Consider the following 15,119-nt stretch of genomic DNA (forward strand, 5'->3'; position numbering starts at 1 on the left):
ATGTCGAATCAACATCACTGTGGGAAGTCCACACGGGGCCAACACGGGTCGACAGGCAGGATTGTCCGGTGATCGTCGTCGTCGCGCCCGGACAGGGCTCCCAGACCCCCGGCTTCCTCGCCCCCTGGCTCGAGGACGCCGCCGTTCGTGACCGTGTGGGGGCGTGGTCGGAGGCCATCGGCGTCGACCTCGCGAAGCACGGCACCGAGTCCGACGCGGACACGATCAAGGACACCGCGCTCGCGCAGCCCCTCATCGTCGCCGCCGGCCTCGTGACCGCCGACGCGCTGCTCGCCGACGGCCGCCGTGCCCTGGTGGGTGGGGTCGCCGGTCACTCGGTCGGTGAGTTCACCGCCGCCGGGGTGGCCGGGATCCTCGAGCCGACGGACGCCGTCGCGCTGGTCGCCGAGCGGGGCCGTGCGATGGCGGACGCCGCCGCGCTCGAGCCGACCTCGATGGCCGCGGTCCTCGGTGGGGACGCCGAGTCGGTCGCCGCGGCACTCGAGCAGCACGGCCTCGTGCCCGCCAACCACAACGGCGGCGGACAGACCGTCGTCGCCGGCTCGGCCGACGGCATCGCGGCCCTCGCCGCGGAGCCGCCGGCCAAGGCCCGCGTGATCCCCCTCGCCGTCGCCGGGGCGTTCCACACCCGGTACATGGCGTCCGCCGTCGAGCGTGTCGCCCCGGTCGCCGCCGCTGCGACCGTGCAGGACCCGACCCTCCCGATCTGGACGAACGCCGACGGCTCCCGCATCGACGACGGTCGCCGCTTCGTCGACCTCATGGTCAACCAGATCGCGAACCCCGTGCACTGGGACGCCGTGATGGAGTCCTTCGCCGGTGCCGGTGTGACCGGGATCATCGAACTCGCACCGGCCGGTGCCCTCGTCGGCCTGGCGAAGCGCGGACTCCGCGGCACGCCGACCGTCGCCATCAAGACCCCCGACGACCTGCCCGCAGCGATCGACCTGCTGCAGAGCGCGGGCCAGGAAGCAGACGCCACCGCATGACCGACCGTCCCACGCTCGCCCAGCGACGCGGCCACGAGTTCACCCGCATCCTCGCCTTCGGCGCTGCCCGCGGCGAGAACGAGGTGCCGAACGACGACCTCGTCGGCCCGATCGACTCGTCCGACGAGTGGATCCGCCAGCGCACCGGCATCGTCACGCGCAAGCGTGCCGGACAGGACGTCGAGGCGGTCGACCTCGCCGAGACCGCTGCGCGCGAGGCGATCGCGAAGGCCGGCATCGAGCCGTCGCAGATCGGCGTCGTCCTGGTCAGCACCGTGACCCACACGGTCGCGACGCCGTCCATGGCGTCGCTGCTCGCCGAGCGCATCGGCGCGACCCCGGCGGCCGCGTACGACATCAGCGCCGCCTGCGCCGGGTACGCCTACGGGATCGCCCAGGCCGACTCGTTCATCAAGTCCGGTCTCGCCGACCACGTGCTCGTCGTCGGGGCGGAGAAGCTCAGCGACGTCGTCGACCCGACCGACCGCTCGATCTCCTTCCTGCTCGGCGACGGAGCGGGTGCTGCCGTGATCGGCCCGAGCGACTTCCCCGGTATCGCCCCGACCATCTGGGGATCCGACGGCTCGAAGTGGGACGCCATCGGCATGACGGCGACCTACAAGGAGTGGGAGGCTGGCGCACCCCGTCCGACCATGCGCCAGGCGGGCCAGACGGTCTTCCGCTGGGCCGTGTGGGAGATGGTCAAGGTCGCCCGCGAAGCCCTCGAGACCGCCGGCGTCCGGCCGGAGGACCTCGCCGCCTTCGTCCCGCACCAGGCGAACATCCGCATCATCGACGAGTTCGCCAAGCAGCTCGGCCTGCCGGAGTCCGTCGTGATCGCACGCGACATCACCACCACCGGCAACACCTCCGCGGCGAGCATCCCGCTCGCCACGCACCGCCTGCTCGAGGAGAACCCCGAGCTCTCCGGCGGCCTCGCCCTGCAGATCGGCTTCGGCGCCGGTCTGGTCTTCGGCGCCCAGGTCGTCGTCCTCCCCTAGTCCATCCCGACGAGCCTCCGGGCGCGCGCGCCGCTCGTGCCCTAGGCTGGTCCACGGTCAAACGACACCCCCCTCAAGGAGAATCCCCATGGCCCTGTCCAACGAAGAAGTCCTCGCCGGCCTGGCCGAGCTGATCAACGACGAGACCGGCATCGCGACCGACACCGTCGCAGCCGACAAGTCGTTCACCGACGACCTCGACATCGACTCCATCTCGATGATGACCATCGTCGTCAACGCCGAAGAGAAGTTCGACGTCAAGATCCCCGACGAAGAGGTCAAGAACCTCAAGACCGTCGGCGACGCTGTCGACTTCATCGTCAAGGCGCAGGCCTGACGCGAACTTCCTGAGCGCCGCGGCCCCGGCGAACCGACGGCCGCGGCGCTCATCTCGTTCCATCCACACGAAAGAACACGTCGTTCCATGACCAACAAGACCGTCGTCGTCACCGGGATCGGTGCCATCACGCCCCTCGCCGCGACCGCCCCGGAGACGTGGGAGGCGCTGCTCGCCGGCAAGTCCGGCATCACCCGCATCGAGGACCCGCGCTACGCCGAGCTCGAACTCCCCGTCGAGTTCGCCGGCCAGGCGCGCCGGTTCCTCACGGACCAGCTCACCCGCCCGGAGACGAAGCGCCTCGACCCGTCGTCGCAGCTGTCGCTCGTCGCCGCGCGCGAGGCCTGGGCCGACGCCGGCATCGACGACGAGTCCGTCGTCCCCGAGCGCCTCATCGTCGACTGGGCGACCGGCATCGGCGGCGTGAACACGCTCCTCGACGCCTGGGACACCCTGCGCGAGAAGGGCCCGCGCCGCGTCATGCCGATGACGGTGCCGATGCTCATGGCGAACGGTCCGGCCGCCGCCATCGAGATGGAGTTCGGTGCCCGCGGTGGCGCCCGCACCTACCTGTCCGCGTGCGCGTCGTCCACCGAGTCCCTCGCCGAGGCCTACCGCCACGTCGCGAGCGGCGACGCCGACATCGTCATCACCGGTGGTGCCGAGGCCGCCCTGCACCCGCTGCCCCTCGCGGCGTTCGCGGCCATGCAGGCGCTCTCGCGTCGCAACGACTCCCCCGAGACCGCGTCGCGTCCGTACGACGTCACGCGCGACGGCTTCGTGCTCGGTGACGGCGCTGCGGCGCTCATCCTCGAGTCGAAGGAGCACGCCGAGGCCCGCGGCGCCAAGATCTACGCCGAGGTCGCCGGCGCCGGCATCACCTCGGACGCCTTCCACATCACCGCGCCGGACCCCGAGGGCAGCGCAGCCGCCCGCGCCGTCCTGCAGGCGCTCGAGCACGCCGGTGCCGCGCGCGAGGACGTCGTGCACGTCAACGCGCACGCCACCTCGACCCCGGTGGGCGACATCGCCGAGTACCACGCGATGCGCCGGGTCTTCGGTGACCACCTCGACCAGATCGTCGTGTCGGCCACCAAGGCGTCGACCGGTCACCTCCTCGGTGGTGCCGGTGCGATCGAGGCTGCCTTCACGGTGCTGGCGCTGCACAACCGCGTCGCGCCCCCGACGATCAACCTCACCGAGCAGGACCCGGAGATCGTGATGGACGTCGCCACGGCGCCGCGTGAGCTGCCGCAGGGCGACCTGCTCGCGGTGAGCAACTCGTTCGGCTTCGGTGGGCACAACGCGGTGGTCGCGTTCCGCACCGCCTGATCCGGTCCACCCCGGCCTGGAGGCCCGTCCCGCGTCGTCGGGGCGGGCCTCGGCTGGTTCCGTGACCGGTTCCGGCGCGAAAGCGACGCACTGCCGCCGAGTGCCGCCGTCTTCTCCGCGAAAGCGACAGTTCCCCGCCGAACATCGGCGGGGAACTGTCGCTTTGGTGGAACCGGAGGACGGGACGGAGGAAGGACGGAACGGAGGAATTGGTGCGGGCTCAGCCGACGCGGTGGAGCCAGACGACGGGGTTGCCCTCGGCCGCGTGCCGGAAGGGCTCGAGTTCGTCGTCCCACGCCTGACCGAGCGCCAGACGGAGCTCGCGGTGCAGCTCGAGGGCGTTGCTGCCGGCGACCTCCATCGCGTAGCGGACGCGGTCCTCGGGGACGACCATGTTCCCCGTGACGTCCGTCTGCGCGTAGAAGACGCCGAGGTCCGGCGTGTGCATCCAGCGGCCGCCGTCTGACTCCGAGGTCGGTTCCTCGGTGACCTCGTAGCGGAGGTGCTCCCAGCCGCGGAGGGCAGAAGCGATCGCGGCACCGGTGCCGACCGCGCCGGTCCAGGTGAACTCGGTGCGTCGGGCGCCGTCCTGCGCCGGCTGGTCGAGCCACGAGAAGTTCACGGCACGGGTCATGGCACGACCTGCCGCCCATTCGACGTGCGGGCAGAGCGCGCGTGGTGAGGAGTGCACGTAGAGCACCCCGGTGGTCGTTCCGTTCACGATTCCTCCGATTCGTCAGGTGCGACTTCCCCATCGACCTGTACTTCGGAGTGTTCGTTCGGAACCATCGATATCCGATTGTGATGTCCTTGCGGACACGCCCATTATGCAGCCTGGGCGCTGGGAACGCCAGACACCGCGTCGGGAGTCAGTGGAAGACGTGTCCGGTGGTGTCGACCGGGTGCCGCTCTCCCGCGGTGATCGCCACCGGGATGCGGTTCTCCTCCGGTGGGATCGGGCAGGCGAACTGGTACGAGAACGCGCACGGCGGCAGGACGAGCAGGTTCCAGTCGAGTACGACCTCGGCGGCGGCGCCGAGGTCGTCGAGGTACAGGAAGCGCCCCATGGAGTAGGTGCTGCCCGGGTTGTCCTCGGGCAGGGCGCTGGTGGCGTCCTGCACGATGAGCTGCAGCCGCGCCGACCCCTGGAACGGTGCCGAGCGGACCGCGACGAGCCGGACGGCCGTGCTGCCGAAGGCCGTCTCGATGTGTCCGGCGACCTCGAGCGGATCGCCGGCGGCGTCGAGGACGCTCCCACGCGCCTCCAGGCCATCCACCGGCTTGTACCTGCCGGACGTGACCCAGGCGTCGGACCGGTCGAAGCGCGCGATCGCCGCGAAGCGGGTGATCGCCTCGGATGCCGGGTCCCAGACGCGGAGCATGCCGCCGGACACCGTTCCTGCGAAGCCGTCGGGGAACGCGACCGTGGACGGGACCACGGCCTGGTCGCCGGCGACCAGGACCTCGCCGTCCACCGGGACACCGTCGACGACCACGCCGTCCTCGGCCGCGGCCGTGACGGTCAGACCGCCGGCAGCCGGGGCCCACGTGCCGGGGACGGGCCACACCGGCTGGACGTGGTCGACGTGCTGGGCGTTCACGAGCGCCAACGGGCCACGAGGACTCGTCGCCCAGCGCGCACGGCCGGCGACGTGGTCGTCGTGGTCGGTCACGACTGCTCTTGCCGCGGGTAGATGACCTTCTGGACGATGATGATCACCGACGCGGCCACGGGCAGGGCGACGAGTGCGCCGAGCACCCCGCCGATCGTGCCACCCGCGACGGCGGCGATCACGACGAGGGCGCCGGGGACCTGGACCGCGCGGGACATGATGCGCGGGGAGATCACGTAGGCCTCCACCTGCATGTACACGAGGTAGTAGATCGCCGCGGCGAGGGCGGTCGCGGGCGAGGCGAACAGGCACAGCAGCGAGATGACGATCGCGGCGGCCAGGGTGCCGACGAGCGGGATGAGCGAGCCGAGGAACGCGAACGACGCGAGCAGCACGGGCAGCGGGGCACCGATGATGAGCAGGAACACCAGGCTCAGGATGCCGTTGATGAGCGCCTGCGAGATCTGGCCGACCACGTAGCGACCGACGGCCTGGGTGATCTGCTCGCTGACGTCGATGAAGTTCTGCCGACGCGACGCCGGGACGAACCGGTAGGTCATCGACTTCATCCCGCGCATCGACGCGAGGAAGTAGAGCATCAGGATGATGACGATCACGGCACCGGTCAGCCCGGACAGGATGCCGCTGCCGACCGCCAGGATCCCGCCGCCCAGGCTCAGCAGGTTGCCCGGGTTCTCGACGAAGGACTGCACCGACTGCAGCGCGTGGTCGATGTCGAACGACCCCGAGAACTGGTCGGAGAGGTTCTGGACCCACTCCTGGTTCGAGATGTCCTTGACGATGTCCGGGAAGTTCTGGATCAGGTTCGTGGCCTGCTGCACCAGGATCGGGACGACCGCGAACACCACGCCCGCGAACGCCGCGAGGACCCCGACCACGACCACCGTGATGGCGACCCAGCGTGGGACGAAGCGCTCGAGGAACGAGACCAGCGGGTCGATGCCGAGCGCCAGGAACAGGGCGACGCCGATGTAGACGAGGACCGTGGACAGCTGGTGCACGATCGAGCCCGCGACGAGTGCGACGAGCACACCGATCGCGCCCATGAAGCCGATCCGGAACGCGTTGACGCGCACGCCGGTGCCACCACGGGTCACCTCGAACGTCACGTTGGGCGTCGGGCTGTGGTCCTCTTGCTGCGGTGTGTCGCGCTTTCTCGGCAGGTGCACGTAGGGCGGGCGGGACTTGAACCCGCGAATCGTTCGGTTATGAGCCGACTGCCTTGACCAGCTTGGCTACCGCCCCTCGCCGGGGACCGTCAGGCCACCGGCTCCCCACGATACAGCGACTCGAACGTCGAGAGCGTGCGGTTGATGTCGTGTGCCTCGATCATCGCCAGGCTGCGCTCCCGCATGGCCACGTAGTCCTCGTCCGACGCGGTGAGCACCGCCGTCAGCTTCGCCGCGAGGTCCTGCTCGTCACCCGGGATGAACAGGTACCCGTTGCCGTCGATGAGGTGCGGCAGTGCCATCGAGTCCGCCGCGACGACGGGGAGCCCGGAGGCCATGCCCTCGAGCGACGAGATGCTCTGCAGTTCGGCCGTCGACGGCATCGCGAACACCGTGGCGTTCGTGAGCGCCTGCCGCTTCGCCTCGTCGGAGACGAAGCCGAGGAACCGGATGCGGTCCTCCAGCCCGAGCTCCTTCGCCTGTGCCTTGAGCTTCGGGATCATCTCGCCGTCGCCGACGATGGTGAGCGTCGCCTCGAGCTCGGCCGGCAGCGCGGCGAGGGCACGGACGAGGACGTCGAGGTTCTTCTCCGGAGCGACCCGGCCGACGAAGACGATGTCGTTCTGCGCCGGGCGGCCCTCGCGCGCCACGTACCGGGTGGCGTCGATCCCGCACGAGATCGCGAGGACGCGCTGCCCGGCGATGGCCCGACGGAGGTAGTCCGCCGCGAGGTTCGTCGGCGTCGTGATCGTGTCGGCCAGCCGGTAGGTCTTCGCGGCGTCGTTCCAGGCGATCTTCAGCGCGATCGGCAGGGTCCGCTTGCCGAAGGGCGTGTACTCGAGCAGGTTCTCCGGCATGAAGTGGTTCGTCGCGACCACCCGGATACCGCGGTCGTGCGCCTCGTGCACGATGCCGCGGCCGATCACCACGTGCGACTGGATGTGGAGGACGTCCGGCTTGACGGCGTCCAGGATCGGCGCCGTCCACTTGCGGACGCTCCACGGCCAGACGAAGCGCAGCCAGGCGTGCAGCGGCCACTTGTACGACTTCAGGCGGTGCACCACGAGCGTGACGCCGCGGTGCTCCTCGTCGAAGGTGCCGTAGTGGCGGCTCGACGCGGGGGCGACGACGTGGACCTCGTGCCCGCGCTCGGCGAGGCCGACGGCGAGTTGCTCGGCGAAGGTGGCGGCGCCGTTGACGTCCGGCGGGAAGGTGTCCGCGGCGATCAGGACACGCAGCGGTCGTCGACCCCCCGTCGCACCCGTCGGCTCGGCGGTGGCGGTGGTGGCGTCCTCTGACACGGCGGGCGTCGTCCTCTCGTGGGCGATTGCTGGTCGGTCTCCGACGGTACCGCAGGGGCCCGACGGAGCGCGTCCGCCTCGCGGCGGACACGACCCTACGCAGGTATGACGGGTGCTCTGGCGCCTACGACCGGGTCTGCGGGTGGTGCTTCGCGAGCAGGAACACACCGGTGATGGCGATGGCGGCGGCGACCACGAAGCCGGCGACCGCGATGAACGGCGCACCGGCCGCCTCGCCGAGGACGATCACGCCGATGCCCACGGCGACGATCGGGTCGATCACCGTCAGGCCCGCGATCACCAGGTCGGCCGAGCCGGCGGAGTAGGCGTTCTGCACGAAGTACCCGCCGAGCGACGCGGCGACGATCACCCCGACGATCGCGAGGACCGTCAGCCAGTCGAACGTGTGGTTGACGAAGCGGTTCAGCGTGACCTTCGCCAGCGTCGCCACGAAGCCGTAGAGGATGCCCGCGCCGACGATGTAGTAGAGCGCGCTCTTGTGCTTCGCCACGACCCGGAACGACACCAGCACGAGGACGAGCACGACCGCCAGGATCACCAGCACCGTGACGAGCTGCTGCCGCGTGATGGCGCTCTCGTGGCCGACGAACGCCGCGATGCCCACGAAGATCGCGACACCGATGATGCAGGTCCACACCGCCCGGCGGGCACGCCGCCCGAGCGGGACGCCGGACGACCGCGAGGAGAACCACGTCGTGATGACCAGGGCGACCGCGCCGAGCGGCTGCACGACGATCAGCGGTGCGTAGGTGATGCTCACGAGCTGCAGGACGACGGCGATGCCGAGCATGAGCGTGCCGAGCACCCAGTAGCCGCTTGACACCAGCCCGACCACGTGCCGGACGCTGAGGCCCTTCGACTGCCGACCGAGACGTGCCTCGACCCGCTGCACGCCACGGCTCTGGAACTGCGCGCCGAGGGACAGGAACACCGCCCCGATGAGCGCGACGGGGATCATGAGCGCCTGGAACGGCGTGAGGTTCACCGCGTCCGGCAGCTGGAGGTCCGTCGTCACGCGTCGAGGCTACCGTCCCCCGCCGGATAACCTGGGTGAATGGCCGTTCTCCCGATCCGCATCACCGGCGAACCCGTCCTGCACGAGCGTGCAGCCGAGGTCACCGAGTTCGATGACGACCTCCGTTCCCTCGTCGCCGACATGTTCGAGACCATGGACCTGGCGCCGGGCGTCGGGCTCGCCGGACCCCAGGTCGGCGTCGGCAAGCGGCTCTTCGTGTACTCATGGACCGATGATGACGAGGTCCTGCACCGCGGTGTCGCCGTGAACCCCGTCCTGTGGACGACCCCCGCCGTCCCCGAGGCTGTGGAGGAGCTCGACGAGGACGACGAGTCCGAGGGCTGCCTCTCCGTGCCGGGTGAGCGCTTCCCGCTCCGCCGGTCCGGAGCAGCCCTGCTCCGCGCGGTCGACGAGCAGGGTGACCCCTTCGAGGTCGAGGCGCACGGCTGGCTCGCCCGCATCTTCCAGCACGAGTACGACCACCTCGACGGGTACCTCTACGCCGACCGGCTCGTGCACCCCTACGGCAAGCAGGTCGCCAAGGCGATCCGCAAGAACAGCTGGGGCGGGCCGGGCAAGTCCTGGTTGCCGGGTCGCGACCACCCCGAGGGCTGACGCCGCAGGACACCGCAGGCTGTCGCCCGGACCCAGCCTGGAGGCGCGGGTCAGCTCCGCCAGGCAGCGAGTGCGTCGCGCAGGTGGTCGGTCTCCGGATGGCCCGGGCAGTACTCGAGCAGACCGGCGGCGACGTGCGCCCGGGCCGACGAGGTCACCGCATCGACCCACGGGCCGCTCCCCCGCACGGCGCACCCGGACGCGAGCTCCTCGAGGGTCGCCCCACCGTCGGTCGCCTGCACGGCGGCCCGCTGCTGCGAGGACATCTCCGTCCCGGTGATCCGCTCGGCCGTGCAGTCGGTGCGGTCGTCCTCCCACACCGCCGAGTACGTCGTGTAGGTCTCGGTGCGCTCGGACGAGCCGTCCGCGCACACGAACGCGAACACGATCGGCGACGTCCCCGAGGCCGAGACCCCGGAGGTCGCACCGGTGTCGAGGGAGTCCTCCGGCTCGGACTCTGCTCCGGTCGTGCAGCCCACGAGGCCGATCGCCGCGGCGACGACGACGCCCACGGCGAGGGCTCGGCGCACGGTGATCACCTGTGAACGCTAACAGCTTCCGCCCAAGCGTCCGCTGCGAGTCCGGCTCGCCCGAGACTCGGCCCCAGCGACACTTCTCGCGCCCCGGAACCCGAGAAGTGTCGCCCAGCGCGAGACTCGGCCCACCGCGCGCGCTCGCACCTGCGCACGCAAAAGGCCCCCACCCGAAGGTGAGGGCCTGTCTGCTCCCCGAGTTGGACTCGAACCAACAACCTGCCGGTTAACAGCCGGCTGCTCTGCCAATTGAGCTATCGAGGATCACTGTCCGCTGGCGAATGTCGTGCGAACAACGGGTAACAGCATAGCAGCAACCCGGAGCCACCCCGCGCATCCGGCACGCATCCCGGGCGTGCCGCCCGCGGGACCGGTGCGCCGCGCGACCGTGCTCAGTACCCCGCCACCGGGTCGACGACCCCCGCGAACCCCGTGCCGGACCCACCGAGGAACGCCGCCGTGTTCAGCCGCACCCGCTCGGCGAGCAACGGCGCCACCATCTCCGGCGTGTCGGCCTGGTGCGGCGTGATGATCGCGCCCGGCTCGTCCCACAGCGGGTGACCGTCGGGCAGCGGCTCGGGATCGGTCACGTCGAGCCCCGCAGCGGCGATCGAGCCGTCACGCAGCGCGTCCACCAGGGCGTCGGTGTCGACGAGTCCCCCGCGGGCGATGTTCACCAGTCGTGCGGACGGCTTCATGATCGAGAACTGCCGGGCGCCGAACAGCTTCGCCGTGCCGGAGGTCATGGCGGCGGCGATCATCACGACGTCGGCATCGGGCAGGACCTCGTCGAGCTGGTCGGTGGTCACCGTGCGCGAAGCCCCGTCGACGGGCGACGACGAGCGCCGCACGACGGTCACCGAGACCTCGAACGGCGCGAGCAACCGGATGTACTCCTGCGCGATCCCGCCGGCACCGATCACGACGACGTTCCGGCCGTACAGCGAGACGCCCTCGGGCTCGGTCGCCCATGAGCGTGCACGGGCCCGCTTCTGCAGCACCCGGAGCGTCCCAAGGGTCAGCGCGAGGGCGTGCTCGGCGACCGGCTCGGCGTACGCGCCCTTCGCGGAGGTGAAGAGCACCCGGTCACCGTGGGACTGGATCAGCTCGGCGAACGCGTCGACGCCGGCGAACGGCAGCTGGACCCAGCCGACACCGGGAGCGGACTCCAGCGCATCGGACAGGCCCGCGGGGTCGCGGGGGTCGAGCCACACGAGCCCGCGGGCGTCGGTGTCGAGCGGGCCGACCGTTCCACCGGCGGACGCCACTGCCGCTTCGTGCAGCGACGCCGACGACGTGGCCGGCGCGATCGCGACCGGTCCGGCGGCGGGCGGCGCGATCGGCAGCGCAGCGCCCGCGTCAGTCACGACCGCGCGGTGCCCGCGAACGTCCGAGGCGCTCACGCGTTCTCCTGCCGTTCCGAACGCGGGCCGGTCCCGGCCGAGACGGGCCGGCGGGGAGCCGACGAGCGTCGGGCCGGGTTCACGGCCGCAGCAGCGGGGCGCCGCTTCACCGGCCGGGCCGCGGTGGACGCGAGCGTCTTGACGTACGGGTCGACGGGGTTCTCGAGGACCTCGTCGAAGGTGCCGAGGCCGACGAGCCGGCTCTCGGCCATGATCGCCACCCGGTCGGCGAGGGCCCGGGCCTCGCGGAGGTCGCTCGACACGACGACCGCCGAGAACTGCCGGTTCCGCTGCAGGGTCGCGAGCGCCTCGAGCACCGACTGGCGCACGAGGACGTCCACGCCGCGCGCGGGTTCGTCGGCGACGAGGAGCTGCGGCTCGAGGACGAGCGCCCGGGCGAGGGCGACACGCTGCCGCTGCCCGCTCGAGAGCTCCCACGTGTTGAGCCGCATCACCCCGAGCGGCAGGTGCACGGCGTCGACCAGGCGCGCGACGATGAGGCCGGCTTCCTTCCGGTCGAACCGCCGGTCGCGCACGTAGATCGGTTCGGCGATGGCTTCGCCGACGGTCAGGTCCGGGCTGAGCCGGTCCGCGCCGTCCTGCGGCAGGTAGCCGATGCGTCCGCTGAGCCGCTCGGCCTTCCGCGAGGTCGTCCGCAGCCCGCGGGTCTTCTGCCCGAGCACGGTGAGTTCGCCCCCGACGATGTGCCGGCGGTGGGCGCCCTCGCCCTCGCCGGTGGCGCCGAGCTGCCCCGCGATCGCCGCGGCGAACGTCGACTTGCCGGACCCGGACTCGCCGAGCACGGCGAGGATCTCCCCCTGGCGGACCGTCAGGCTGACGCCGTCGACGGCACGGATCGCGTCCGTCCCCCTTCCGCTCCGGTACTCGATCGACACGTCGTCTGCGACGACCGCCGGTCCGTTCACCGCGATCATGGGTCCCCTTCCACGCCGCCCCCTGGCGGCGGTTCGCGACGGGCCGGGTGCACCGGCCGTCGTGCGTGGTGCGGTGGAGGCGACTGCCTGGAGGCGCGGCGTGCGTCGTCGACGCACGCCGCGCCTCCAGGCTGGTCGCGTCGGGTCAGGACCCGGCGTTCTCCAGTGCCTCAAGCGTACGCCGTCGCTCGGCCTGTTCCGCTGGGTCCGGCACCGGGAGTGACGCCAGGAGTCGCTGCGTGTACGGGTGCTGCGGTGCGCCGAGGACCTCGGCCGTCGTCCCGGTCTCGACCAGGTCGCCGCGGTAGAGCACCGCGATCCGGTCCGAGAGCGCGCCGACGACCGCGAGGTCGTGGCTGATGAACAGCGACGCGAACCCAAGGTCCTGCTGGAGCTCGAGGAACAGCTCCAGCACGCGCGCCTGCACCGACACGTCGAGCGCACTCGTCGGCTCGTCGGCGATGAGCAGCTTCGGACGCAACGCGATCGACCGCGCGAGCGACGCCCGCTGCCGCTGCCCACCGGACAGCTCGTGCGGGTACCGGTCGCCGTACGCGGCCGGCAGCTGCACCATCTCGAGGAGCTCACCCACACGCTTCCGGGCGGCCCGCGGGCTCGACACCTCGCCGTGCACGACGAGCGGTTCGGCGACGCACTCCGAGATCGTGAGGAGCGGGTTGAACGAGGTCGCCGGGTCCTGGAAGACGAACCCGATGTCCTTGCGGTGCCGCTTGAAGTCCCGCTCGCGGTACCCGAGCATCTCGGTGCCGAGCACGCGGAGCGACCCGCCGGTGACCCGCGTCAGCCCGGCCATCGCCCGGCCGATCGTGGTCTTGCCCGAGCCGGACTCCCCCACCAGGCCGAGCACCTCGCCGGGACGGATGTCGAGGTCGACGCCCTTCACGGCCTTGAACGCGTGCGCACCGAGCCGGCCCGGGTACTCGATCTCGAGGCCCTTCGCCGACACCAGCGGCTCGACGTCCGACGTGATCGCGGCGCGACGGGCGGCTCCGGTCGAGGCCTCGAGCCGGGGCACCGCGGCGAGCAGCCGCTTCGTGTAGTCGGCCTTCGGGTCCGCGAAGAGCTCCCCGACCGGGGCTTCCTCGACGACCTCGCCCTGGTACATCACGGCGACGCGGTCGGCCAGGTCGGCGACCACGCCCATGTTGTGCGTGATGATCACGATCGCAGCGCCGAACTCGTCACGGCAGCGGCGGAGGAGGTCGAGGATCTCGGCCTGCACCGTCACGTCGAGCGCCGTCGTCGGTTCGTCCGCGATGATCACCGACGGCTCGAGTGCCAGCGCGCTCGCGATCACGACGCGCTGCTTCTGCCCACCGGAGAACTGGTGCGGGTAGTGGTCGACGCGCGTCTCCGGGTCGGGGATGCCGACCCGACGGAGGTAGTCGATCGCCTTCGCGCGGGCCTCCTTCTTGGAGACGCCGCCGTGCGCCCGGAGGCCCTCGGCGATCTGCCACCCGACCGTGAAGACCGGGTTGAGCGCCGTGGAGGGCTCCTGGAACACCATCGCGCCCGCCGTGCCGCGGAGGCTCCGCAGCTCCTGCGCGCCGACCGAGACGACGTCCGTGCCGTCGAGGTACACCGCGCCGCCGAGGGTCGCCGTCTCGGGCATGAGCCTGAGGATGCTGCGGGCCGTGACGGACTTGCCCGAGCCGGACTCGCCGACGAGGGCGAGGACCTCACCGGGGCGGACGTCGAGGGTGACGCCCTTGACCGCGTCGACGGCGCCGCCGTCCGTGGCGAAGGTGACGGTCAGGTCGTCGACGACGACGACCGGTTCCGTGGTGGTGTCGCTCATGCTGCCGCCCCTTCCGTGCTGGCGGCCTGCTTGCGCGACACCAGCTGCTTCAGCCGCCGGCGCGCACGCAGGCGGGGATCCGAGATGTCGTTGAGGCTCTCGCCGATGAACGTCACGCCGAGCACCAGCACGACGATCGCGACACCCGGGAAGACACCGGTCCACCAGACGCCGCTCGCGACGTCGGACAGCGCGCGGCTGAGGTCGTAGCCCCACTCGGCGCCGCTGGTCGGGCCGATGCCGAAGCCCAGGAAGCCGAGGCCCGCGAGCGTCAGGATCGCGTCACTCGCGTTCAGCGTGAGGATCAGCGGCAGGGACCGCGTCGAGTTGCGGAGCACGTGCCGCGTCATGATGCGCCACGGGTTCGTGCCCATCACGCGCGCGGACTCGACGAACGCCTCGTTCTTCAGGCGGACGGCCTCGGCGCGGACGACCCGGAAGTACTGCGGGACGTACACGACCGTGATCGAGATGGCCGCGGCGATGATGCCGCCGGAGTAGCTCGAGTTGCCGCCGGAGATGACGATCGAGACGACGATCGCGAGCAGCAGCGACGGGAACGCGTAGATGGCGTCGGCCACCACCACGAGGATGCGGTCGAGCCAGCCGCCGATGTAGCCGGAGACCATGCCGAGGATCACGCCGATGATGATCGACACGACGACGGCCACGATCACCACGAGCACCGCGGTCCGGGCGCCGTAGACCACGCGGCTGAACACGTCGAAGCCACCCACGGTGGTGCCCCAGATGTGCACGGAGCTCGGCTCGCCGGTGCGCGGGAAGCTCTGGCCGTCCGCGCCCTGCAGCTGGCCGAAGCCGTACGGGGCGATGAGCGGCGCGGCGATCGCGACGATCAGGTACAGGGCGCAGATGACCACGCCGGTGATGAGCATGGCGCGCTGCCAGCCCGTGCTCTTGCGGAGCTGGAGGACGACGGGCAGCCGCTTCCAGAGCGGCTCGTGGCGGTCGACGAGGGAGGTGTCAGCCATCT

General features: G+C 71.2%; 15 protein-coding genes and 2 tRNA genes. 5 read left to right on the forward strand and 12 right to left on the reverse strand.

Annotation, left to right across the window (positions count from 1 at the left end; translation table 11 throughout):
- The first annotated feature begins 68 nt into the window (after positions 1–68).
- The 4 genes from FS532_RS03425 (at position 69) to FS532_RS03440 (ending at position 3,680) form a co-directional block, all read left to right on the forward strand.
- Positions 69–1,010, forward strand: a complete 942-nt coding sequence (locus tag FS532_RS03425; RefSeq protein WP_144750299.1) for an ACP S-malonyltransferase — start codon at positions 69–71, stop codon at positions 1,008–1,010.
- Positions 1,007–2,011, forward strand: coding sequence for a beta-ketoacyl-ACP synthase III (locus tag FS532_RS03430; protein ID WP_144750301.1), 1,005 nt, complete (start codon positions 1,007–1,009; stop codon positions 2,009–2,011). Before FS532_RS03425 ends, FS532_RS03430 begins: the two co-directional genes overlap by 4 nt.
- An 88-nt stretch (positions 2,012–2,099) precedes the next feature.
- The gene (locus tag FS532_RS03435; protein WP_058741348.1) at positions 2,100–2,348 is read left to right on the forward strand and encodes an acyl carrier protein; all 249 of its coding nucleotides are present in this window, start codon (positions 2,100–2,102) and stop codon (positions 2,346–2,348) included.
- Between the two features lie 87 nt (positions 2,349–2,435).
- The gene (locus tag FS532_RS03440) at positions 2,436–3,680 is read left to right on the forward strand and encodes a beta-ketoacyl-[acyl-carrier-protein] synthase family protein (protein ID WP_079235781.1); all 1,245 of its coding nucleotides are present in this window, start codon (positions 2,436–2,438) and stop codon (positions 3,678–3,680) included.
- A gap of 220 nt (positions 3,681–3,900) precedes the next feature.
- Here FS532_RS03440 and FS532_RS03445 read toward each other — a convergent pair whose 3' ends face one another.
- The 6 genes from FS532_RS03445 to FS532_RS03470 all read right to left on the reverse strand — a co-directional run bounded on the left by FS532_RS03445 (position 3,901) and on the right by FS532_RS03470 (position 8,820).
- Positions 3,901–4,401 (reverse strand): DUF3145 domain-containing protein, encoded by a 501-nt coding sequence (locus FS532_RS03445; RefSeq protein ID WP_440130695.1) that lies wholly within the window; start codon positions 4,399–4,401, stop codon positions 3,901–3,903.
- 148 nt (positions 4,402–4,549) lie between these two features.
- A complete protein-coding gene (locus tag FS532_RS18580) occupies positions 4,550–5,353 on the reverse strand; it encodes a DUF1684 domain-containing protein (protein WP_186321890.1) in 804 nt (267 codons plus the stop codon).
- Positions 5,350–6,423 (reverse strand): AI-2E family transporter, encoded by a 1,074-nt coding sequence (locus tag FS532_RS03455; protein ID WP_260852535.1) that lies wholly within the window; start codon positions 6,421–6,423, stop codon positions 5,350–5,352. Before FS532_RS03455 ends, FS532_RS18580 begins: the two co-directional genes overlap by 4 nt.
- A gap of 61 nt (positions 6,424–6,484) precedes the next feature.
- Positions 6,485–6,559: transfer RNA gene (locus FS532_RS03460), tRNA-Ile, on the reverse strand.
- Positions 6,560–6,572: 13 nt separating this feature from the next.
- Positions 6,573–7,784 (reverse strand): glycosyltransferase, encoded by a 1,212-nt coding sequence (locus FS532_RS03465; protein WP_144750305.1) that lies wholly within the window; start codon positions 7,782–7,784, stop codon positions 6,573–6,575.
- Positions 7,785–7,908: 124 nt separating this feature from the next.
- Positions 7,909–8,820, reverse strand: coding sequence for a multidrug DMT transporter permease (locus FS532_RS03470; protein ID WP_186321891.1), 912 nt, complete (start codon positions 8,818–8,820; stop codon positions 7,909–7,911).
- 39 nt (positions 8,821–8,859) lie between these two features.
- On the opposite strand from FS532_RS03470, the gene def reads away from it, so the two are divergent.
- Positions 8,860–9,435 carry a peptide deformylase gene (gene def / locus FS532_RS03475; RefSeq protein WP_144750307.1) on the forward strand — a complete coding sequence of 192 codons (576 nt, stop codon included), beginning with the start codon at positions 8,860–8,862 and terminating at the stop codon, positions 9,433–9,435.
- 50 nt (positions 9,436–9,485) lie between these two features.
- Here the strand turns inward: def and FS532_RS03480 are convergent, their stop codons facing one another.
- The 6 genes from FS532_RS03480 to FS532_RS03505 all read right to left on the reverse strand — a co-directional run bounded on the left by FS532_RS03480 (position 9,486) and on the right by FS532_RS03505 (position 15,117).
- On the reverse strand, positions 9,486–9,974 hold the full coding sequence (locus FS532_RS03480; protein WP_144750309.1) for a hypothetical protein: 489 nt from the start codon (positions 9,972–9,974) through the stop codon (positions 9,486–9,488).
- A gap of 185 nt (positions 9,975–10,159) precedes the next feature.
- Positions 10,160–10,232, reverse strand: a tRNA-Asn gene (locus FS532_RS03485).
- 128 nt (positions 10,233–10,360) lie between these two features.
- A complete protein-coding gene (locus FS532_RS03490) occupies positions 10,361–11,371 on the reverse strand; it encodes a D-isomer specific 2-hydroxyacid dehydrogenase family protein (RefSeq protein ID WP_144750311.1) in 1,011 nt (336 codons plus the stop codon).
- The gene (locus tag FS532_RS03495) at positions 11,368–12,306 is read right to left on the reverse strand and encodes an ATP-binding cassette domain-containing protein (RefSeq protein ID WP_144750313.1); all 939 of its coding nucleotides are present in this window, start codon (positions 12,304–12,306) and stop codon (positions 11,368–11,370) included. The genes FS532_RS03490 and FS532_RS03495 overlap by 4 nt, the downstream gene beginning before the upstream one ends.
- Positions 12,307–12,451: 145 nt before the next feature.
- Positions 12,452–14,125, reverse strand: a complete 1,674-nt coding sequence (locus tag FS532_RS03500; protein ID WP_144750315.1) for an ABC transporter ATP-binding protein — start codon at positions 14,123–14,125, stop codon at positions 12,452–12,454.
- A complete protein-coding gene (locus tag FS532_RS03505) occupies positions 14,122–15,117 on the reverse strand; it encodes an ABC transporter permease (RefSeq protein WP_144750317.1) in 996 nt (331 codons plus the stop codon). Before FS532_RS03505 ends, FS532_RS03500 begins: the two co-directional genes overlap by 4 nt.
- Positions 15,118–15,119 lie beyond the last annotated feature (2 nt).

The organism is Curtobacterium pusillum, assembly GCF_007673235.1.
Taxonomy (GTDB): domain Bacteria; phylum Actinomycetota; class Actinomycetes; order Actinomycetales; family Microbacteriaceae; genus Curtobacterium; species Curtobacterium pusillum_C.

What these genes read in the sequence shown, in the direction of transcription:
- FS532_RS03430 (WP_144750301.1), top strand. Translation starts at nt 1,007, where the DNA reads ATGACCGACCGTCCCACGCTCGCCCAGCGACGCGGCCACGAGTTCACC.
- FS532_RS03435 (WP_058741348.1), top strand. Translation starts at nt 2,100, where the DNA reads ATGGCCCTGTCCAACGAAGAAGTCCTCGCCGGCCTGGCCGAGCTGATC.
- FS532_RS03440 (WP_079235781.1), top strand. Translation starts at nt 2,436, where the DNA reads ATGACCAACAAGACCGTCGTCGTCACCGGGATCGGTGCCATCACGCCC.
- def (WP_144750307.1), top strand. Translation starts at nt 8,860, where the DNA reads ATGGCCGTTCTCCCGATCCGCATCACCGGCGAACCCGTCCTGCACGAG.
- FS532_RS03495 (WP_144750313.1), bottom strand. Translation starts at nt 12,306, where the DNA reads ATGATCGCGGTGAACGGACCGGCGGTCGTCGCAGACGACGTGTCGATC.
- FS532_RS03500 (WP_144750315.1), bottom strand. Translation starts at nt 14,125, where the DNA reads ATGAGCGACACCACCACGGAACCGGTCGTCGTCGTCGACGACCTGACC.
- FS532_RS03505 (WP_144750317.1), bottom strand. Translation starts at nt 15,117, where the DNA reads ATGGCTGACACCTCCCTCGTCGACCGCCACGAGCCGCTCTGGAAGCGG.